21 protein-coding genes are annotated in these 20,065 nt (G+C 74.0%); 5 read left to right on the top strand and 16 right to left on the bottom strand.

Translation table 11 applies throughout. The features are described from left to right. Positions 1-70 precede the first annotated feature (70 nt). Positions 71-571 carry a 5-(carboxyamino)imidazole ribonucleotide mutase gene (gene purE, locus K1J57_RS14540; protein ID WP_220565545.1) on the bottom strand — a complete coding sequence of 167 codons (501 nt, stop codon included), beginning with the start codon at positions 569-571 and terminating at the stop codon, positions 71-73. Between the two features lie 26 nt (positions 572-597). After that, positions 598-1,692 (bottom strand): 5-(carboxyamino)imidazole ribonucleotide synthase, encoded by a 1,095-nt coding sequence (locus K1J57_RS14535; protein WP_255647059.1) that lies wholly within the window; start codon positions 1,690-1,692, stop codon positions 598-600. Between the two features lie 247 nt (positions 1,693-1,939). On the opposite strand from K1J57_RS14535, the gene K1J57_RS14530 reads away from it, so the two are divergent. Continuing rightward, entirely contained in the window at positions 1,940-2,398 is a 459-nt protein-coding gene (locus K1J57_RS14530; RefSeq protein WP_220564945.1) for a GtrA family protein, read from the top strand. A 4-nt stretch (positions 2,399-2,402) separates the two neighbouring features. Here the strand turns inward: K1J57_RS14530 and K1J57_RS14525 are convergent, their stop codons facing one another. Further along, a complete protein-coding gene (locus tag K1J57_RS14525) occupies positions 2,403-3,611 on the bottom strand; it encodes a CPBP family intramembrane glutamic endopeptidase (protein WP_220564944.1) in 1,209 nt (402 codons plus the stop codon). 211 nt (positions 3,612-3,822) lie between these two features. Here K1J57_RS14525 and K1J57_RS14520 point away from each other — a divergent pair, with 211 nt between their 5' ends. Next, the gene (locus tag K1J57_RS14520; protein ID WP_220564943.1) at positions 3,823-4,956 is read left to right on the top strand and encodes an Mrp/NBP35 family ATP-binding protein; all 1,134 of its coding nucleotides are present in this window, start codon (positions 3,823-3,825) and stop codon (positions 4,954-4,956) included. Positions 4,957-5,022: 66 nt separating this feature from the next. Here K1J57_RS14520 and K1J57_RS14515 read toward each other — a convergent pair whose 3' ends face one another. From K1J57_RS14515 to sigE, 4 genes are all read right to left on the bottom strand, one after another. After that, positions 5,023-6,060: a S1C family serine protease gene (locus K1J57_RS14515; protein ID WP_255647058.1), complete on the bottom strand. Its 1,038-nt coding sequence runs from the start codon at positions 6,058-6,060 to the stop codon at positions 5,023-5,025. A gap of 654 nt (positions 6,061-6,714) precedes the next feature. Continuing rightward, complete coding sequence (locus K1J57_RS14510; RefSeq protein ID WP_220564941.1) at positions 6,715-7,758, bottom strand: transcriptional regulator; 1,044 nt, start codon at positions 7,756-7,758, stop codon at positions 6,715-6,717. Beyond that, the gene (locus tag K1J57_RS14505; RefSeq protein WP_220564940.1) at positions 7,755-8,411 is read right to left on the bottom strand and encodes an anti-sigma factor; all 657 of its coding nucleotides are present in this window, start codon (positions 8,409-8,411) and stop codon (positions 7,755-7,757) included. Before K1J57_RS14505 ends, K1J57_RS14510 begins: the two co-directional genes overlap by 4 nt. Next, positions 8,408-8,998: an RNA polymerase sigma factor SigE gene (gene sigE / locus K1J57_RS14500; protein WP_220564939.1), complete on the bottom strand. Its 591-nt coding sequence runs from the start codon at positions 8,996-8,998 to the stop codon at positions 8,408-8,410. Before sigE ends, K1J57_RS14505 begins: the two co-directional genes overlap by 4 nt. Before the next feature lie 325 nt (positions 8,999-9,323). Here sigE and K1J57_RS14495 point away from each other — a divergent pair, with 325 nt between their 5' ends. Further along, complete coding sequence (locus tag K1J57_RS14495; protein WP_220565544.1) at positions 9,324-9,914, top strand: O-methyltransferase; 591 nt, start codon at positions 9,324-9,326, stop codon at positions 9,912-9,914. Between the two features lie 254 nt (positions 9,915-10,168). On the opposite strand, the gene K1J57_RS14490 is transcribed toward K1J57_RS14495, so the two are convergent. From K1J57_RS14490 to K1J57_RS14460, 7 genes are all read right to left on the bottom strand, one after another. After that, positions 10,169-11,659 carry a leucyl aminopeptidase gene (locus K1J57_RS14490; protein ID WP_220564938.1) on the bottom strand — a complete coding sequence of 497 codons (1,491 nt, stop codon included), beginning with the start codon at positions 11,657-11,659 and terminating at the stop codon, positions 10,169-10,171. Between the two features lie 267 nt (positions 11,660-11,926). Then, positions 11,927-12,094: a DUF3117 domain-containing protein gene (locus K1J57_RS14485; RefSeq protein WP_220564937.1), complete on the bottom strand. Its 168-nt coding sequence runs from the start codon at positions 12,092-12,094 to the stop codon at positions 11,927-11,929. Positions 12,095-12,472: 378 nt separating this feature from the next. Beyond that, on the bottom strand, positions 12,473-13,075 hold the full coding sequence (locus K1J57_RS14480; RefSeq protein WP_220564936.1) for a hypothetical protein: 603 nt from the start codon (positions 13,073-13,075) through the stop codon (positions 12,473-12,475). Positions 13,076-13,265: 190 nt separating this feature from the next. Further along, entirely contained in the window at positions 13,266-13,736 is a 471-nt protein-coding gene (locus tag K1J57_RS14475) for a hypothetical protein (protein WP_220564935.1), read from the bottom strand. A 61-nt stretch (positions 13,737-13,797) separates the two neighbouring features. Next, positions 13,798-14,592 (bottom strand): TIGR00730 family Rossman fold protein, encoded by a 795-nt coding sequence (locus tag K1J57_RS14470; RefSeq protein WP_220564934.1) that lies wholly within the window; start codon positions 14,590-14,592, stop codon positions 13,798-13,800. A gap of 114 nt (positions 14,593-14,706) precedes the next feature. Next, a complete protein-coding gene (gene dapE / locus K1J57_RS14465) occupies positions 14,707-15,771 on the bottom strand; it encodes a succinyl-diaminopimelate desuccinylase (RefSeq protein ID WP_220565543.1) in 1,065 nt (354 codons plus the stop codon). 209 nt (positions 15,772-15,980) lie between these two features. Then, complete coding sequence (locus tag K1J57_RS14460) at positions 15,981-16,817, bottom strand: 2,3,4,5-tetrahydropyridine-2,6-dicarboxylate N-succinyltransferase (RefSeq protein WP_220564933.1); 837 nt, start codon at positions 16,815-16,817, stop codon at positions 15,981-15,983. 188 nt (positions 16,818-17,005) lie between these two features. Here K1J57_RS14460 and K1J57_RS14455 point away from each other — a divergent pair, with 188 nt between their 5' ends. Then, a complete protein-coding gene (locus K1J57_RS14455) occupies positions 17,006-17,875 on the top strand; it encodes a hypothetical protein (RefSeq protein WP_220564932.1) in 870 nt (289 codons plus the stop codon). 76 nt (positions 17,876-17,951) lie between these two features. Here K1J57_RS14455 and dapC read toward each other — a convergent pair whose 3' ends face one another. Together dapC and fdxA are read right to left on the bottom strand one after the other, a co-directional pair. Further along, entirely contained in the window at positions 17,952-19,058 is a 1,107-nt protein-coding gene (gene dapC, locus K1J57_RS14450) for a succinyldiaminopimelate transaminase (protein ID WP_220564931.1), read from the bottom strand. A 167-nt stretch (positions 19,059-19,225) separates the two neighbouring features. Then, complete coding sequence (gene fdxA, locus K1J57_RS14445) at positions 19,226-19,546, bottom strand: ferredoxin (RefSeq protein ID WP_220564930.1); 321 nt, start codon at positions 19,544-19,546, stop codon at positions 19,226-19,228. A 186-nt stretch (positions 19,547-19,732) separates the two neighbouring features. Between fdxA and K1J57_RS14440 the strand changes: the two genes are divergently transcribed. After that, positions 19,733-19,990, top strand: a complete 258-nt coding sequence (locus K1J57_RS14440; protein ID WP_220564929.1) for a hypothetical protein — start codon at positions 19,733-19,735, stop codon at positions 19,988-19,990. The last annotated feature ends 75 nt before the right edge of the window (positions 19,991-20,065 follow it).

Below are 20,065 nucleotides of genomic sequence, written 5' to 3'. Positions count from 1 at the left end.
GGCCCGGGCGGACCCGGGACACGGCGGCGCCCCGGTGCCCGTTCGGGCACCGGGGCGCTCGGTCTCCGTCCTACAGGCCGAATCCGGCCGGCCGGGAGCCCTCGGCGACCTCGCGGCGCAGCCGCTCGCCCTTGGCGTGCGCCTGCTCGCGCAGCTCCACCTGGAACTCCGCCATCTTCTCCGCCAGCGCGGGGTCGTGCACCGCCAGCATCCGCACCGCCAGCAGGCCCGCGTTGCGGGCGGCGCCCACGGCCACCGTCGCCACCGGCACCCCGGCGGGCATCTGCACGATGGACAGCAGCGAGTCCATCCCGTCCAGGTACTTGAGCGGCACCGGGACGCCGATGACCGGCAGCGTCGTCACCGAGGCCAGCATGCCCGGCAGGTGGGCGGCCCCGCCCGCCCCGGCGATGATCGCCTTCAGGCCCCGGCCCGCCGCGTCGGCGCCGTAGGACACCATCTCGTGCGGCATCCGGTGCGCCGACACCACGTCGGCCTCGAAGGGGACGCCGAACTCGCGCAGGGCCTCGGCCGCCTCCCGCATCACCGGCCAGTCGGAGTCCGAGCCCATCACGATGCCCACCACGGGGTCCTTGCTCACTGGTCGTCTCCTCGCAGGTAGTCGGCGGCGGCGCGGGCCCGCTCCAGCAGGTCGCGGTGGTCGTCGCCGGTCACTGTCACATGCCCGATCTTGCGGCCCGGACGCACGTCCTTGCCGTAGAAGTGGATCTTGATCTCGGGGTCGGCGGCCATCACGTGCAGGTAGCGGCGGTAGACCTCGGGGTCCTCGCCTCCCAGCAGGTTGGCCATGACGGTGTAGGGGGCGTTGGTGCGGGGCGAGCCCAGGGGCAGGTCCAGCACGGCGCGCAGGTGCTGCTCGAACTGGGAGGTGCGGGCGCCCTCGATGGTCCAGTGGCCGGAGTTGTGCGGCCGCATCGCCAGTTCGTTGACGACCACGCCGTCGGCCGTCTCGAACAGCTCCACCGCGAGCACGCCGGTGACGTCCAGGGCGTGGGCGATCTCGATGGCCAGCTGCTGGGCGCGGGTGGCCTTCTCCTCCGGCAGGCCCGGGGCCGGGGCGATCACCTCGTGGCAGATGCCGTCGCGCTGCACGGTCTCCACCACCGGGTAGACGGCGACCTGCCCGTGCGGGGAGCGGGCCACCTGGACCGCGAGTTCGCGCTCGAACGCGACCTTCTCCTCCACCAGCAGCGGGACGCCCTCGGCGGCCGCGCGCTCCACGACCCCGGCGGCCTCGGCGGCGTCGTCCACCACCCAGACGCCCTTGCCGTCGTAGCCGCCGCGGGCGGCCTTGAGGACGGCCGGCCACCCGGTCTCGGCGGCGAACGCGGTGACGTGCTCCGGGGAGGAGACGGCGCGCCAGCGCGGGGCCGGGGCGCCCAGCTCGGTGAGGCGGGTGCGCATGCGGAGCTTGTCCTGGGCGAAGCGCAGCGGGTCGCGGCCCGGGCGCAGCAGGCCGCCCTGCTCCTCCACCGCGCGCAGCACCGGCTCGGGGACGTGCTCGTGGTCGAAGGTCACCACGTCGTTGGCCTTGGCGAAGGCCAGGACGTCGTCGAGCCCGCGGTCGTCGCCGAGGGTGACGTTCCCGCACACCAGGGCGGCGCTCTCGGCGGGGCCGGTGGACAGGATCCCGAAGTCCACCCCCAGTGCGATCGCGGCCTGGTGGGTCATGCGGGAGAGTTGCCCCCCTCCCACCATTCCCACGCGGGGGACGGTGCGGTTACGCTCGCTCACAGTTCCTCAACTCATCTGCTCGAACCGCGGTGACGGGACGGCTCCGCGCACGACGGAGCCTGGCCGGAACGGCTCGGAACCCGCGGCCGGGGTTGCTCCTACCCCCGGTCAGAAGTCTAGGGTGTGCCCGGGGCCCCGCCCGAGCCGCCCCGTCACCCCAGGTGATCCCCACTCCGGAGGCCCCGTGCGCGCGTTCCCGACCCGGCACCCGCGGCTCGCCGCGCTCATCGCCCAGCTGGGCAAGTTCGGCTCCGTGGGGGCCGTGGCGTACGTGGTGCAGCTGGCCGTCACCAACCTCCTCTGGGAGACGGCGGGGATGGCCGCGCTGCCCGGGCAGGTCCTGGGGACGCTGGTGTCGATCGCGGTGGCGTTCGTGGGGAACCGGTTCTGGACGTTCGCCGACCGGGCCCGGACCGGGTACGGGCGGGAAACGCTGCTGTTCCTGGCGATGAACGGGGTGGGGCTGCTCATCCAGTTGGGCTGCCAGGCGTTCTCGGTGTACGTGCTGGGGTTCGACGACCCGCTGTCGCGCAACATCGCGGGCAACGTGGTGGGCGTGGGGCTGGGCACGCTGTTCCGGTTCTTCTCCTACCGGACGTGGGTGTTCCCCGAGCGGCCCGCCGGGGTCCGGGAGAGCGCCTGAGGGGTCAGGCCGCGGCCAGGCGGCCCACGCCCGCGCGGCGCGCCGCCCGGCGCACCAGCAGGACGTAGAGCCCGGTCTGGGCGGCGGTGAGCACCAGCACCAGCGGGGTCCCCGTCCCCGGGGCCAGGCCCGCGCCCAGGACGACGCCGGTGCCGATGGCGGCGATGCCGCCCGCCAGGACGGTGAGGGTGAACTGCACCATCGCGGCGACCACGTGCAGGCCGATCGCCGCCTCCAGGCCGCCGGTGCGCCAGGTCAGCCAGGACAGCGCCAGCCCGAGCACCGCCAGGGCGGCGATGGTCCAGGGCTGGTCCTGGTGGGTCGAGGCGTACATGGCGGGGAACAGCGTGCTCCCGGCCAGGATCGCGGGCCAGGGCGAGCGCAGGACGCGGGCGACCGGGCCGGAGCCCCGGGGCTCGTCCGGGCGGGCGCCCAGCGCGCCCACCAGCTGCATGACCAGGCCGCGCAGGGTGAGTTCCTCGGCCAGCGACTGGAACGGCACCAGCAGGACGATGACCGCCAGCGCGGCGACCAGGACCCGGCCGCTCCCCGCCGCCCCGGCCGTGACCGGGACCGCGTCGAACCGGTCGGCCAGCAGGACGTAGGCGGCCGTGCTCAGCACCACCGGGACGACCGCCAGGGCCGCGCAGCGCAGCAGCCAGCGGGTGCGGGTGCGCCCCGCCACCGACATCAGCGAGCCCACGCGGCGCCACTGCACCACCCGCACCAGGAAGACGACGATGGGGATGAACAGGGCCGAGCTGAGGAGCCCGAAGGCGAGCCCGGCGATCTCGCCGACCTTCACCGACTCCGGGGCCAGGCCGCTGCCGCCCAGCACCGCGACCAGGGTGACGGCCAGCGCCATCGCCACCCACAGGAAGAACATCAGGACACCGAGCACCGCGAGGGTCAGCAGCGGCGTCCACCAGCGGTACCACGAGGTCCGCCCGAGCCTGTGATAGGGCTCACCCTCCGGCGCCGCGGCGGGGGCGTACGGGTGCGCCCGCTTGGTCCGCACCGGGCTCGGGGGCGGCCATGCCCACACGCCGTGGCCGGCGTTCACCGCGGGATGCCCCTCGGGCGGGGTCAGCCGCCCTCCCCCGGGCGGCCCCGCCCAGGTCTGCTCCTGGGCATGGGTCCGCGACGCCTGCCCCTCCTGCCCCTGCGGGGCGGCGGGCCAGGACGAACCCGGCGGTGGCGGAACATTTCCCATCGTGCGCTGAGATTACTATCCGGCCATGTATTGCCTGCGTTAAGTCCGTGCCGTTATCGGCCGGTCACGGTGCGGATCCGGTCGGGCCGCCCCGGAAGGGCATGCGGGCCCGGCATGGAATAGCGGGGCGAACCCCCCTCGTTGGAATGAACGGTCCGTTGTGGCAGACCACGGACCGAGTACCCCGTCCCGCTGACCTACGATTGAGCACATGTCCTCCACACCAACCACCGATCAGGTGCACAAGGCCCTGGCCACGGTGCAAGACCCGGAGATCCGCCGTCCCATCACCGACCTCGGAATGGTCAAGAGCGTCGACATCGGCGACGACGGTTCCGTGCACGTCGGCATCTACCTGACGGTGGCCGGGTGCCCCATGCGTGGCCGTATCGAGAAGGACGTGACCGAAGCGGTGACCAAGGTCGCCGGGGTCACCTCCGTGCGCGTCGAACTCGACGTGATGAGCGACGAGCAGCGCAAGGAGCTGCAGACCAAGCTGCGCGGCGGCCAGGCGGAGAAGGAGATCCCCTTCGCCAAGCCGAACTCGCTCACCAAGGTCTTCGCCGTCGCGTCCGGCAAGGGCGGGGTCGGCAAGTCGTCCGTCACCGTCAACCTCGCGGCGGCCATGGCCGCCCAGGGGCACAAGGTCGGCGTCGTCGACGCCGACATCTACGGGCACTCGGTGCCCCGCATGCTCGGCGCGTCGGACTTCCCGACCAAGGTCGAGGACATGATCATCCCGCCGACCGCGCACGACATCAAGGTCATCTCGGTCGGCATGTTCACCCAGGGCAACACCCCGGTGGTGTGGCGCGGGCCGATGCTGCACCGCGCCCTCCAGCAGTTCCTGTCGGACGTGTACTGGGGCGACCTCGACGTCCTGCTCATGGACCTGCCCCCGGGCACCGGCGACATCGCCATCTCCGTGGCGCAGCTGCTGCCGACCGCCGAACTGCTGGTGGTGACCACCCCGCAGCAGGCCGCCGCGGAGGTCGCCGAGCGCGCCGGCTCCATCACCGCCCAGACCCACCAGCGGGTGGCGGGCGTGATCGAGAACATGTCGTACTACGAGCACGGCGGCGAGAGGATCCCCCTCTTCGGCGAGGGCGGCGGGCAGACCGTCGCCGACGCCCTGGGCCGCACGCTGGGCACGAACATCCCGCTGCTGGGCCAGATCCCGCTCGACACGCGCCTGCGCGAGGGCGGCGACGAGGGCAGGCCGCTGGTCCTGACCGACCCCGACGCCGAGGCGTCCAAGATCATCGACTCGATCGCCGACAGCCTGGTGGGCCGCCCGCGCGGCCTGGCCGGGATGCAGCTCGGCATCTCCCCCATGCGCAGGTAAGAGGGCGGGGAGGACGTGGGGAGGCCCCCGGGTGCGCGCACCCGGGGGCCTTCGCCGTTCCCGCGGTCAGTCGCTGGAGTCGAGGGTGATCGTGGTGACCTCGGTGGTGCCGCCGCGCTCGTACTCGGCCTCGACCTCGTCGCCCGGCGAGCGGTCGCGGATCATCGCCAGCAGCTCCTGGCCGGAGTTGACCGTGCGGCCGTCGAAGCGGACGATGACGTCGCCCGAGCGCAGGCCGGCCCGGTCGGCGGCGCCCCCGGACTCGACGGAGTCGACGGCCGCCCCCGCCAGGGTGCGCTCCACGTCGATCTCCGCTCCGAGGTCGGCGTAGGTGGCCTCACCGTCCTCGATGAGCCGTTGCACGACCCGCTCGGCCTCCACGGAGGGGATGGCGAAGCCCAGGCCGATGTTGCCGGCGCTCTCGCCGGCGTAGCCCATGGTCACGATCATCGAGTTGACGCCGATGACCCGGCCCTGGGTGTCCACCAGCGGCCCGCCGGAGTTGCCGGGGTTGATGGCCGCGTCGGTCTGGAGCGCGTAGAACCGGCTGGCGTCGGGACCGTCGCCGGAGGTCACCGGGCGGTTGACCGCGCTGATGATGCCCTGGGTGACGGTGCCCGAGTAGCCCAGGGGCGCGCCGATGGCGATGACCTCGTCGCCCACGATGACCTGCTCGGAGTCGCCGAACTCCAGGGGCTCCACGTCGATGGGCTCTTCGAGGGAGAGCACCGCCAGGTCGGAGCTGGGGTCGGCGCCCACGACGGTGGCCGGGGAGAGGCTGCCGTCGCTGTACTCGACGAGGATGCCGTCGTCCTCCAGCTCGGAGGAGACGTGGTCGTTGGTGACGACGTAGTCGCCCTCGATGATGAACCCTGAGCCGCCGCCCATGATGCTCCGGTCGGCGCTGCGGATGGACACCACGCTGGGGCTCACCCGCTGCGCGACGCCCGCGATGGTGTCGGGGTCGCGCTGGGGCGCCTCCGGCGGGGGCTCGTTCATGGTCGGCCCCTCGGCCTGGGGCTGGGCCTCCTGGGCGGTGCCGCCAGCGAAGACCCCGCCCGCCACACCGCCGACGCCGCCCGCGACCACGGCGACGACCAGCATGCCGCTGAGCGCGGCCCACAGGGGGACGCCGCGCTTCCCCCGTCTCTGCGATCCCGTCGCCGCGTACGCGTACGGCCCGGCCGGGTCCGCCCCGGCGGGGTCGCCGGGGACTCCGCCCGGGGGACCGCCGGGAACGCCTGGGCCGCCGGGAACACCCGTGCCGAAGGACGCCTGCTGCCCCGTCGGGGCCGCGAACCCGGGCCCGGGGGGCGCCGCGGGGACGTGGGGGTCGCCGGGGCCCGCGGGTACGCCGGGGGCGTTGGGGTCGCCGGGGCCGAAGGACGCCTGCCTGCCGGTGGGTGCGCCGGGGCCGGGGATGCCGGGGCCAGGGGTACCACCGGGGCCGGGTGCGCCGGGTCCGGGGGCGGGCCGTCGGCCGGTGGGAGGGTGACCGGGTGCGGGTTCGGGGGCGCCGAAGGGGGGACGGCCCTGGGGATCGGGGTGCATGGGTTCTCCACTGCCGGGAGGCGAAGCGTGGGGGCGGTGAGCGGGGAGCGGACGGCCCGACGTCGGTTCGGGGGCGCCGAAGCCGGGGGGCGCGCCCCCCGGCGGGGTCGGCCGCCCCGGGCCGCTCCCCTGTTCCGAACGGCCGTTTTCCTCAGTCAAGACCTGCTCCGTGTGTCGCTGTGGCTTTCGGTCGGAGGCGGCGGGGACCTACATCAGCCCCAGGCGCGACAGGCCCCGGTGGACCCGGGACCAGAAACCGGAGTCGTCCGGACCCGGCAGGGCCGTCACCGCCGAGGCGGTCAGGTCCTCCGGTGCGTCGGCCAGGACCGTGTAGACGAACCCGTCCGCCTGCCACATGCCGTGGTACCGGCCGCCCTCGCCGCCGAAGATCGTGTCATGTTGTGGTGTGACGCCCGTTCCCCCGGTTCCGGTTCCGACGGATCCGCCGCGGACTCCGGTCAGGGCGTCCTCCTCCAGCTTCCCACGTTGGGAGAAGACCGACACCTGCGACAATCCATCCGAATACACAGCGTGGACGACCCTCTGTCCGGCGTGGACCGTGCCGCGCGCGTCGATCAGGCTCAGGTTCCAGGCCAGGTTCTCGGGCAGGGCCCAGCCGTCCGCGCGCAGCTCCTCGCGCTCGTCCGGGGTCAGGACGTCGCCCCACGGGGAGTCCTCGGTGGCCTCCTCCGGCCAGTGCCGGTCCCCCGGCTCCAGGTCGGTCAGCCGGAAGCCGAGCATGTCCCGGCCGTCGCGCTCGTACACCGAGCCGCCCACCAGGACGCCGGTGTCGGCGTCCACCCAGAACCGGCCCGCGACCGTGCCGTTGGCGCGGACCGCCTCCACCGTGTGCGCGGGGCGGCCGTCCACCTCCTCGATCCCGGCGTCGGCGACCGTGTAGACGCGCTCCAGGGTGGTGAGCAGCCGCTCGTCGAGCTCCTTGAACGGGTCGTCGGCCACGAAGGGGGCCGAGTCCCCGCTCATCGGGATGAGCGCCACGCCCTCGCCCGGACGGACGACCACCCGGGTGGGCGGGGCGCCGTCGCCCGCCTCCCCGGTCATCTCGCGGACCGCGGTGTAGGCCACGCCGGCGGCGGCCGAGCGGCGCAGCACCGCCATGCCGTCGTCGGGGCCGTCCCCGGGCACCGCGTCGGCGCACGGGTGGGCGCCGCCGGTCAGCAGCAGGCAGACGAGCACCACGGCCGCGACGGCGGCCGGTACCGGGTGCGCGGAGGGTCCCCCCGCGCTCACCGCGTCGGCAGATCCGGTCCGGGCCCGGAGTGGTCCGGGAACGGCGGGGTGTCCACGACCGGGATGACCCGGCCCGTCACCGCGTGCTCGACCGCGAAGTCCGACAGGCGGGGCTCCACCACCGGGGCGTCGCCGGTCTCTCCCCCGGCGACGAACGCGCCGCCCAGCAGGACCGCGGTGACCGCGGCCCCCGCGACCGCGTAGCGGCCGCCGGGGAGGGTGGGGAACAGGTGGGAGAACCGCTCGCCGCGGCGGCGGGTGCGCCGCTCCGGGGCGACCACGGTCTCCTCGGTGATCATCGGGGCCGCCGGCGGGGTGGGCCCCGGGTCCGGGAAGCCGCCGAGGGGGCGGGAGGAGCCCAGAGGCGGCCGGGCGCCGAAGCCCGCGCCTCCGGTCGGCGGCTCAGAAGGGCCCCGGTCCGGACCTCCGGGGCCGTCCCCCCGGGACAGCCCCACGAGGCGTCCCATGAAGTCGAGGTCGGGCTCGGGCTCGCCCAGTCCGTGCAGCCGGCGCTTGAGGCGGCGCATCATGTCCGCCTCGAACCGGCAGCTCTCGCACTTGGCCAGGTGGATGAGGGCGCTCTCGTGGTCGGCGGGTCCCAGTTCTCCGTCGATGAGCGCGGAGAGCCGCTCCCCCAGGTGTTCTCTGCTCACTCCGCCTCCCCGTTGTTCTCGGCGGCGGCCAGGGACCGCCGGTGCTCCAGGGCGCGGCGCAGCTGGGCGCGGCCCCGGTGGATACGGCTGCGCACGGTGCCGAGTTTGACGCCGAGCGTCGCGGCGATCTCCTCGTAGGAGAGGCCTTCGATGTCACAGAGGACGACGGGGGCGCGGAACTCCGCGGGCAGCGCGTCCAGGGCGGCCTGGACGTCGGCGTCGAAGTGCCGGTCGTCGTAGCGCTGGGCGGGCGAGGGCTCGCGGCCCTCCAGGCGCTCGTCGGCGTTGTCGGCCAGGCCCTCGAACCGGATGCGGGCCTTGCGCCGGGCCATGTCCAGGAAGAGGTTGGTGGTGATGCGGTGCAGCCACCCCTCGAAGGTCCCGGGGGTGTAGTTGGCGAGGGAGCGGAAGACGCGGATGAAGACCTCCTGGGTGAGGTCCTCGGCGTCGTGCTTGTTGCCGGTCAGCCGGTAGGCGAGTCGGTACACCCGGGGGGAGTGGGTGCGGACGACCTCGTCCCAGCTCGGCGGTTCCCATGCCTCGAACTCCGCGGCAGGGCCGGATTCTGGCACCGCTTCTCCCTTCATCCCGTCGAAGCGCTCGGGCAGTGAGCTCGGGGGGAGTCCTGCTTCGTGGCGATCAACGTACGTTCCTCCCGGTTCAACGCCGAGGAGCGCCGATTAAGTTCCCGCCGCCACGCTCGGTCCGTCCACCGGATCACGTTAGGCTTTCCCTGGGCCGTGACCCGATCGCGATCATCCTTCCACGGTGGGTGACCCTGCGCCGGTCGGACGCCCCGGCCACAGTTCCCACAGACCATCGCAGCTGGAGGGCGTCATCACCGGCGTGGAAGAGACAGCGGCCCGGCTCGGCTGGGTCCGCACCGAGCAGGAGCGGTTCGAGCAGGAGGCCCTGCGGGACGACGCTCTCGCCGACGCCTACGACGCGGCGGCGGGATCGCTCGCCCCTCCGGTCGATCCGTCCGCGGGGTCCGCCCTGCGGTTCCTGGCCGCCTCGATCGGCGCCCGGTCGGTGGTGGAGATCGGGACCGGGTACGGCGCCTCCGGGCTGTGGCTGCTGCGCGGTATGGCGCGCGAGGGCATCCTCACCACCATGGACTCCGACTCCGTCCACCTGGACCACGCCCGGTCGGTGTTCTCCCGCGCCGGGTTCGGCGCGGGGCGGGCCCGGCTGATCCGCGGCACGGCGGCGGAGGTGCTGCCCCGGCTCACCGACGGCGGCTACGACCTGGTGTTCGTCGACGCCGAGCGGCGCTCCTACCCGGCGTTCCTGGACGAGGCGCTGCGCCTGCTGCGGCCGGGCGGCATGGTGGTGCTGCACGGGGTCCTGTCCGGCCCCGGCGGCCCCGACGGCCCGTTGCGCGCCCCGGACCCGGCCGAGACGGCGGTCCGCGAGGTCATCGGGCGCATCCGCGAGGACGAGGCGTTCATCCCGCTGCTGATGCCGCTGGGCGAGGGCCTCCTCGCCGCCATCCGCCGCTGACCGGGCGGCCCCCGGAGGCGTCCGCCGCCCGGGGGCCGGAACCGGCCCGGGGGCACGGACCGGAGGCACGGAGCCGGCGAGGGGCCGACGCGCGGCGCGCGTCGGCCCCTCGTACGTGCTCCGGTCCCCGGCTTCGCCTCGGGCCGCGCCTCGGCGCCCGGAGGACGGGGACCCCCGGCCCTGCGCGGCCGTCCCCGTTCCCCGGATGTCCGCTCCCGGCCTCCGGTGCCCGGTGGGCGCCTCCGCCCCCTCGGTCAGGCCCCGGCGAGCCAGCGCAGCAGCGTGCGGGTGGCGAACGCGGTGCCGCCCCGGGTGAGGATCCCGCTCTCCTTCATGGACCGGCCCGGGCCGGCGATGTCCAGGTGGGCCCAGGGCAGGCCGCCGGTGAACTCGCGCAGGAACAGGGCCGCGTCGGTGGCGCCCGCCGGGCCGAACTCCTTGCGGGTGCCGATGTTGGCCAGGTCGGCGACCCGCGACTTCGTGGTGGGGACGTACTCCTCCGTGAGCGGCATCCGCCACAGCGGCTCGCCCGCGGCCTTCCCGGCCTCGGTGATCCGCTCGGCGAGGGCGTCGTCGGTGCTGTACAGCGCCGCGGTGCCGGTGCCCAGGGCGACCTTGGCGGCGCCGGTGAGGGTGGCGACGTCCACCAGGGTGTCGGGCCCCAGGCGGTCGACGGCGTAGCCGAGCGCGTCGGCCAGGACCAGGCGGCCCTCGGCGTCGGAGTTGAGCACCTCGACGGTGGTGCCGGAGTAGGTGGTGAGGACGTCGCCGATGCGGGTGGCGTCCCCGGAGAAGGCGTTCTCGGCCAGGGCCAGCAGGCCGGTGACCCGCACCGGCGCGGACACGGCGGACAGCGCCGACAGCACGGCCAGCACGATCGCCGACCCGCTCATGTCGGTCTTCATCAGCGACATGTTCTCGTTCGGCTTGAGCGAGAGGCCGCCGGTGTCGAAGGTGATCCCCTTGCCGACCAGCACCACGTGCGGGGCGTCGGGGTCCTGCGGGGTGTAGGAGACCTGGACCAGCCGGGGCGGCCGGGACGAGCCCCGGCCGACGGCCAGGATGGCGCCGAAGCCCTCGTTCTCCAGGTCCTCCTCGTCCCAGACCCTGATGTCGAGCCCGGACCCGGCGGCGACCTCGCGGGCGCGCTCGGCCATCCAGGCGGGGTCCTTGGTCTGGGAGGGCGTGTTGATGAGGTCGCGGGCCAGGGCGGTGGCGCGGGCCAGGACGACGCCCCGGGCCAGGGCCTCGGCGGGGGCGTCCCCGACGACGTCGATCGCGGGGGCGGGGCGCTGGGCGGCCTCCGGCTCCGCGGTCTTCAGCGTGAAGGTGTAGGAGGCCAGCAGCGCCCCCTCGGCGAAGGCCGTGGCGGCGGCCCCGTCGGCGAGGGAGGCGGGCCACGCGAACGCGACGCGCTCGCGGCCCCGAGCGGCCCGGGACAGGGCGGCCCCGGCCTTCCGGAGGTCGTCGGGGGAACCCGATCCGACCCCCAGGAGGGCCAGTCTGGCCAGACCCTGGTCCCGGGACACCGGGAACTGGACCGACTCACCGGCCTTGCCGGTGAGCGAGTAATGCGTGAACAGATCGGTGAGCACGGCCGGGAGCGCCCGGCCCAGGCCGCCCTCCTCGACCCCCTGGACCGCCGCCGGGCCTTCGTCCGCCGCCTGCACGGGGAGGACGAGGAGGTCGGCCGCGGTGTCGTCGAGGGTCCCGGTGACGGGGTTGATCTCCGTGGCGAAGGGCACAGGTCGCTCACAATCGTTCACTCGTTGGGAGGTGTGACCACCTCGGGGGTTTCGGGGCTCATCCGGCCCGGGGTGGGGGACGGTGGTGCCGGTGCCGGCCGTGTTCTTCGAACCCCCGCTCCGCTCCGGCCCGTGGTCGGCGCCCTCGAAGGGCAGGGACCCTCGGCCCCGCGTCGCGGTCCTCGGACCGCTCCCCGGGGGCCTTCCGGAGCCCCGCCGGCGCCTCGCGGACCCCAGCGGCACGGGAGGGCGTTCAAAGAACGGGTGCTAGCCGACGACGCCCTGGAGCGCGTCCCTGAGCTCGGTGGCCTCGTCCGGGGTCAGCTCGACGACCAGGCGGCCGCCGCCCTCGAGCGGAACCCGCATGATGATGCCGCGACCCTCCTTGGTGACCTCCAACGGCCCGTCACTGGTCCTCGGCTTCATTGCCGCCATGCCATTCCCCTTTCTCGTGTTCCTCGCGGGTGGCCGGGCCACAGCACCGACGCCGATCCGCTGGGTCCGTCTCGGCTCCGAAACCGTGGGCCGGTTCCGTGCGACTCGCGCCCGTGTGACTTAAGGGGCGTGAATCACTCTTCGACCATTATCTCGGAGGTTCGCCCCCGTGTGTGCGACGTACCACGGCGCCCGAGGACTTCGCGCACACCGGCCAACGAGGAATCGTCGGTCAGTAAGGTTATATCGGTCCTAGCCGAAACCCCGCGAGAGCGTGGGGAGCCGACCGTTCTCCTCCCCCTCACGGGGCGCTTGAACCGCGCCGGACCGGCTTTTCCCGATAACGATGCCGCCCCCTCGCCGGGGCGGCCCGCGGCGTCAGGAGCCGTCGGAGAGCAGGCCGGTGGAGACCATCCGGGTCCCCTCCCGGGTGACGGAGGACCATTCGGCGTTGAGCCCGCCCGCGACGGGCCAGACGGTCAGCTCCGCCGCGTCGACGCAGCGCTCCTCGGGGTCGGCCGTCTCGGTGTAGGTGTAGACCCGGCGGTCGTTGTCGGTCGCCGTCAGGTCGAGCGTCCCGGAGCAGGTGAAGGTGGTCCAGGCGGTGCTGCCGCGCTCGGCGCCCTCCTCGATCCGGACCTCGGCGTGCCAGTCGGCGACGTGCGCGCCCTCGGTGTCGACCTGGGTCATCTCGCCCGCCCAGGAGCCGACGAAGTCCTCCGCCGGAACGGCGGCGTCCGGAACGTCCTCGGCGTCCCCGCCGACCAGCGCCCACGCGGCGGCGGCACCGCCCGCGATGAGCAGGACCGCCGCCGTCCCGACGGCCAGCCCGGTGATCCGGCGGCGGCGCCGGGCGCTGCCCTGGACTGCGCGGGGCGGCGACCACAGGGACACCTGCTGCACGGGAACGGCGGAGGTCGACGGCGCGGCGGCGCCGTTCCGGTCCTCGGCTCCCGACTCCAGCTCGGCTGCTGCGTCCATCCTCGACATCCTCACAAAGAATGCGCCCGCTCCAGGGGTGGGGCGGGGGTACACGAGTACAGCGACCGAGGATAGAGCACACGAACACGGCGGATCCGCCCGAGAAGGACGGCGGCCGTGTGATGCACGACATACCGGGACCGGTCCGCGGACGGACGCCCTCCGCCCCCTGACCCGCCGGACCCGCCGGCTAGGCGGACTTGTCCGCGGTCGCGGCGACCGTGTCGTCCCCGGCGGCGCCGGCGTCCCGGTCCGGGGTGTCGTCCCCGGCCTCGGGGCCCCCGGAGCCCTCGGTGTCGGGGGCGTCGCCGGGCAGGTGCGAGCCCGGCGTGGGCCCGGTGCCCTGCGGGACGTAGGACGGGTCCAGGCGCGACAGGCGCCACTCCAGGTCCTCGATCCGCGCCTCGCGGTCGCGCAGGGTGGCGGTGAGCCGCAGCAGCAGCTCGTCCACCGCGCGCACGTGGTAGCCCCACATGGCCAGCGGCAGCAGCAGGCGGCCCAGTTCCACGGACTTCACGGGGCGGTCGGCGGACAGGTCGAGCGGGGGGTAGTCGGCCTCGAACCGGGCGAGGCGCCCGCCCTTGCCGAGCACGACGTAGACGACGCCGACGAGCACGGCCAGCGCGGCCGCGGCGACCAGGAAGAGGATGAGATAAGGCACGGCTCCGATCGTGCCACACCCGGCCGCCCCGCGGGAGCCGCGGGCGGCCGGGAGGCGGGCGTCAGGAGCCGTCGGTCCGGGCGCGCTCCTGCTCGTCCTGTTCGCGGGCGATGTCGAGGTGCGCCTTCCGGATGATGTCCACGACCTCGTCGGGGTCGTCGACCACCTGGACCAGGTCCAGGTCGTTCGGCTTGATGAGCCCGTTCTCCAGCAGGCTCTCCCTGACCCACTTCTCCAGCCCGCCCCAGAACTCGGAGCCGACCAGCACCACCGGGAACCGGGTCACCTTGTTGGTCTGGACCAGCGTGGCCGCCTCGAACAGCTCGTCCAGGGTCCCGAACCCGCCGGGCAGGACCACGAACGCCTGGGAGTACTTGACGAACATGGTCTTGCGCACGAAGAAGTAGCGGAACGTCATCCCCATGTCGATGTAGGGGTTGAGGGACTGCTCGAAGGGCAGCTCGATGCCCAGCCCCACGGACAGCCCGCCCGCCTCCTTGGCCCCCTTGTTGGCGGCCTCCATCATGCCGGGGCCGCCCCCGGTGATGGTGGCGTAGCCCGCCTCCGCGAGCCGGGCGCCCATCTGGACGCCGAGGTCGTAGTAGCGGGTGCCCGGCTTGATGCGGGCCGACCCGAACACGCTCACCGCCGAGGGCAGCTCGGAGAGCAGGCCGAAGCCCTCCACGAACTCCGACTGGATGCGCAGCACCCGCCAGGGGTCGGTGTGCACCCAGTCGGCGGGGCCGCGCCGGTCCAGCAGCCGCTGGTCGGTGGTGGTGCCCGGGATCGACTCGCCGCGGTAGGTGAGGGGTCCCGCGTTCCTCACCTGCTCGTTTCCATGTGCTTCTTCCGTCATGGCCTAAAGCTATCCGCGCCGGGCCGGATCACGCCTGAACCGGGTGTGGACCGGTGGTGGCCACTGGCGGCCATCTCCCTCCCGGGAGGGCGGGCCCGTCCCGGACCGGACGGCTCAGCGGGCCCCGGTGAGCCAGGCGACCATCCGCTCCTCGGCCTCGCGGATGCGCGGGATCTCGGCGTACTCGTCGCGGGTGTGGGCGAGCGTCGGGTCGCCGGGGCCGTAGTTGACCGCGGGCACCCCCAGCTCGGAGAAGCGCGACACGTCGGTCCAGCCCAGCTTGGCGCGGGCCCGCCCCTCCCCCACCGCGTCGACGAACGCGGCCGCCGCGGGGTGGTCCAGGCCGGGCCGGGCGGGGGCGGCGGCGTCGGCCAGGCGCACCTCGAACCCGTCGAAGACCTCCCGCAGGTGCGCCTCGGCGTCGGCCACGGACAGGTCGGGGGCGAACCGGTAGTTGACCTTGACCACGCACTCGTCGGGGATGACGTTGCCGGCCACCCCGCCCTCGATGAAGACGGCGTTGAGGCCCTCGTGGAAGCGCAGGCCCTCCACCTCGGGCTCGCGGGGGGTGTAGGCGCGCAGCACGTCCAGGACGGCCCCGGCGCCGTGGATGGCGTTGACGCCCATCCAGGAGCGGGCGCTGTGGGCGCGCTCGCCCCTGGCGACGACCTCGACCCGCATGGTGCCCTGGCAGCCGCCCTCGATGACGCCGTCGGTGGGCTCCATGAGGATGGCGAAGTCCCCGGCCAGCCACTCGGGGTGGTTGCGGGACAGGCGCAGCAGGCCGTTGCGCTCGGCGTCGACCTCCTCGTTGTCGTAGAAGACGTAGGTGACGTCGTGCACGGGCTCGGCGACCAGGGCGGCCAGCCTGAGCTGGACGGCGACCCCGGCCTTCATGTCGGAGGTGCCGCAGCCGTAGAGGCGGTCGCCGTCGACGTGGGAGGGGACGTTGTCGACGATGGGCACGGTGTCGATGTGGCCGGCGATGACGACGCGGCGCTCGCGGCCCAGGTCGGTGCGGGCGACGACGGCGTCGCCGTCGCGGGTCACCGTCAGGTGGGGCAGCGCCGACAGCGCCCGTTCGATCCCGTCGGCGAGGATCTTCTCGGTGCCGCTCTCGGAGCGGATGTCCACGAGTGCGGCGGCGAGGTCCGCGACGTCCGAGGTCAGGTCGAGCATGAGGGCGTCCCCGTCTTCCATGGTCGTGGTGCGCGGCGCGGGCGGGCACCGCAGGGCGTTGCGGCTCACCAGCCTAGGGCGTGTCCGTTGGGTGCCCTCGTGCGGCTCGGCGCTCGCGCCGAGCCCCGGGAGCGGCCGCCCGAGCGCGGGTGAACGGGACGGGGCGCCCCCGGCGGGAGGGCGCCCCGTACGGGACCGGGGTCCGCGGGTCAGGCGTTGACGCCGTGCTCGCGGAGCAGGTCGTTGAGGGCGAGCTTGTCGTGCTCCTGGCCCTCGGCGAGCCGCTTGAGGACGAGCAGCACCGGCATGCCGAAGTCGCCGCCGGGGAAGCTCTTGACCCGGTTGGCGGTGACGCACACCGACCAGGCCGGGGCCTCGCCGCGGGCGAGCTCCTCGCCGGTCTCGGCGTCGAACACGCGGGTCGACGAGGTGAGGATGGTGCCCGCGCCGAGCTTGGCGCCGGTGCGCACCCGGGCGCCCTCGACGACCATGCTGCGCGAGCCCAGGAAGGCGTCGTCCTCGATGATCACCGGGGAGGCCTGCGGGGGCTCCAGGACGCCGCCGACGCCCACGCCGCCGGACAGGTGGACGTTGCGGCCGATCTGCGCGCAGGAGCCGACCGTGGCCCAGGTGTCGACCATGGTGCCGGAGTCGACGTAGGCGCCGATGTTGGTGAAGGACGGCATGAGCACGACGCCCGGGGCGAGGTAGGAGCCCCAGCGGGCGATGGCGCCGGGGACGACGCGGACACCGTCGAAGCGGGTCTTCAGCGGCATGCGGTCGTGGTGGTAGAAGTCGCCGACCTGCGACTCCTTCATGTCCAGGACCTTGAAACCGAGCAGGATGGAGCGCTTGGCGCGCTCGTCGACCACGACCGCGTCGGTGGCGGGGTCGACGAAGGCCACCCGGGCCTTGCCCTCGTCGATCTGGTCGATGGCGGAGGTGATGATCTCGCGCGCCTCGGTGTGGCCCGGGGTCAGTTCGGAACGCCGCTCCCAGAGTTCGTCGATCCGGTCGGGCAGCGGGCTGGAGTAGGAGCTGGTCATGGGTTCCACGTTAGTAGTCCTCCGGGCGTCCCGGGGCCCCGGGCTCCCCCGTCGGCGTGCCCGGGCGGCCTCGGCCGGAGCACGTCCGGGGCCGCGTTGACTACAATGCGCCCGAAGCGCCGCACGGCCTGTCTCCCCGGCACGGCGCGGACCGCCTCGTCCCTTGTTGCCTAGCCGATGGTCCTCCGTTGCCAAAGCGCCGTAGATTCTCCGCGTTCGTCAAGATCCTGTTCGCGCTGTTCGTCGTGTGTGGGGCCCTCGTCGCCGGGGGCTACTACGTCATGACCAGCGTGGACCCGATCACGACCGAGCCCGAGCCCGAGACCATGTGCCGTCTGGACCTGTCCGACGGCAAGTACTCGATGAAGGTCGAACAGGCCGTGAGCGCGACCACCGTCGGCGGGGTGGCGTTCAGCATGGACCTGCCCCCGGAGGCCGTGACCGTGGCCTATGCCACGGTGTGGCAGGAGACCGCGTTCTACAACCTGGAGTACGGCGACCGGGATTCGCTGGGCCTGTTCCAGCAGCGCCCCTCGCAGGAGTGGGGCGACCCCGAGGACATCCTCGACCCGGTGTACTCCAGCCGCGCCTTCTACGACGCCCTGGTGGAGGTCGACGGCTGGGAGACCAGGCCGGTGTTCGAGGCCGCCCAGGCGGTGCAGCGCAGCGCCGACGGCTTCGCCTACGACCAGCACGAGAAGCTGTCGCAGCGCATGAACGAGGTGTTCACCGGAACCCGCGGCCCGGCGCTGACCTGCTGGTACGACCGCGAGACCCTGGAGTCGCTCACCTCGGGCGAGGCCGACGTGGCGGGCGCGGAGCAGGAGCTGGCGCGTGTGTTCGGGGTGGAGCCCGCGGCGCTGGCGGACACCCCCGAGGCGGCCACCGGCGACCGGGGCTGGGCGATGGCCCTGTGGGCGGTCGCCCACGCCCAGGAGTACGGGCTGACCTCGGTCGCCTACAACGACCGCGTGTGGCGCGCCTCCGACGGCACCGGGGACTCCGCCGAGTGGCAGACCGGCGTCTCCGACACCAGGGGCGTCCTCGTCCTGGAGTGACCCCCGGTGCCACGGGGTGCCCCGGCCGCGCCGGGGACGGCGGGCCGGGGCGCCCCGGGGGCGTCCGCGGCGCGGGTCAGGCGGACAGGCGGGCGACGGCGGCCCCGACGCGCTCGTCGGTGGCGGTGAACGCCACGCGGACACTGGCGCCGCCGGCGGGCCCGTAGAACTCGCCCGGCGCCACGAGGATGCCGCGCTCGGCCAGGTGCTCCACCGCGCCCCAGGCGTCGTGGTCGGGGTGGGAGGCCCACAGGTACAGCCCGGCCTGGGAGTGGTCGATCCGCCAGCCGGCGCCGGTGAGGGCGGCGCGCAGCCGGTCCCGGCGGGCGCGGTAGCACTCCTTCTGCTCCAGGGCGTGCGCGTCGTCGTCCAGGGCGGCGCCCATGGCGGCCTGGACCGGGGCGGGCACGATCATCCCCGCGTGCTTGCGCACCGCCAGCAGCTCCTGGACCAGGGCCGGGTCGCCGGCCACGAACGCGGCGCGGTACCCCGCGAGGTTGGAGCGCTTGGACAGGGAGTGCACCGCGAGCAGGCCCTCGTGGGAGCCGTCGCTGACGTCCGGGTGCAGGATCGAGACCGGGGCCTCGCCCTCCCAGCCCAGGTCGAGGTAGCACTCGTCGGAGGCGACGATCACGCCGCGCTCGCGGGCCCAGGCGACGACCTTGCGCAGGTGCGGCACGCCCAGGACGCGGCCGGTCGGGTTGCTCGGCGAGTTCACCCACAGCAGCCGCACCGGGGCCGGGCCCAGGGCGGTCAGGCCGTCGGCCGCCACCGGGGTCGCCCCGGCCAGGCGGGCGCCGATGTCGTAGGTGGGGTAGGCCAGCTCGGGGTGGACGACGGTGTCGCCCGGTCCCAGGCCGAGCAGGGTGGGCAGCCAGGCGACGAGCTCCTTGGAGCCGACCGTCGGCAGCACGCCCTCCTCCGGCACGCTCACCCCGTGGCGGCGCTCCAGCCAGCCGGTGATGGAGGCCCGCAGCGCGGGGGTCCCCCAGGTCAGCGGGTAGCCGGGGCTGTCGGCGGCGTCGGCCAGCGCGGCGCGCAGGCCCGGCGGCACCGGGTCCACGGGGGTGCCCACGGACAGGTCGACGATGCCGTCGGGGTGATCCGCGGCGATCTTCTTGTACGGGGTCAGCCGGTCCCACGGGAAGGTGGGAAGCCTGTCCGTCACGGGCCGCCGGGTCATCTCGCGTCTCCATCGGGTCGTCCGGGCCGTCGCGGCCCGGGGCTGGGCTTGACACGCATCGCGCCGACCCTCCCGGGACGGGGGGATCGGCGCGATGGCGGTGCGGTCGCGCGCGGGGACGTCCTCTGCGCCACGGAGACGCACCGGCGCGGACCGGAAGGGCCGGGCTACTCCGCCTGCGGCGGCAGCTTGGCGACGAGGGGGTGGTCGCGGTCGATCTTGCCCACCTTGGAGGCGCCGCCCGGGGAGCCGAGGTCGTCGAAGAACTCGACGTTGGCCTTGTAGAAGTCGGACCACTGCTCGGGCAGGTCGTCCTCGTAGTAGATGGCCTCGACCGGGCAGACCGGCTCGCACGCACCGCAGTCAACGCACTCGTCCGGGTGGATATACAGGCTGCGCTCGCCCTCGTAGATGCAGTCCACGGGGCACTCGTCGATGCACGCCTTGTCCATCACATCAACACAGGGCTGCGCGATGACGTAGGTCACGTCGTACTCCTTGATCTCACCCCCGCGTTCCCACGGGGGAGGCGGGGACCTCGCAGAGGAGCCGGTCGGCGCGGTCCGGCGTGCGGGCGCCCAGGACCCTGCTCCCGGCCTCTGCGAACGATTGGCACAGATGTCGTGGTCCTAGTATGGCGGCGAAGGCGAGTCGTCGCACATTCGGGGGGCGCGTTGCACATGGCGGGCCGCCTGGTCCACCGGATCACCCGGGAGGACACGGGCAGCAGGGTCTCCGTCCGAATCCACCTCCCCGACGGGGGTTTCACCGATATCGTCGGGGTGCTGGAGTCATGGGACGGCGGCGTACTGACCGTGCGCCGGCGCGACGGCCGTCAGGCGCGCGTCGAGGAGTCGTCCATCGCCGCCAGCCGTGTCGTCCCCGACGCCGCCCCGCGGCGGCGCGGCGGCGCCCCCGGGCGCACCCCCTGAAGGACGCCCGGCGGCGGCCGACCTGCCCGTCCGCGGTGTGCGCCGGGCGAACGCACGTGCATGTCGCGTCCGCCC

The sequence above is a fragment of the Nocardiopsis sp. MT53 genome (genome assembly GCF_019598965.1).
GTDB lineage: Bacteria > Actinomycetota > Actinomycetes > Streptosporangiales > Streptosporangiaceae > Nocardiopsis > Nocardiopsis changdeensis.
Note: the sequence above shows the minus strand (reverse complement) of the source record. Positions and strands in the feature narration are given on the sequence as shown.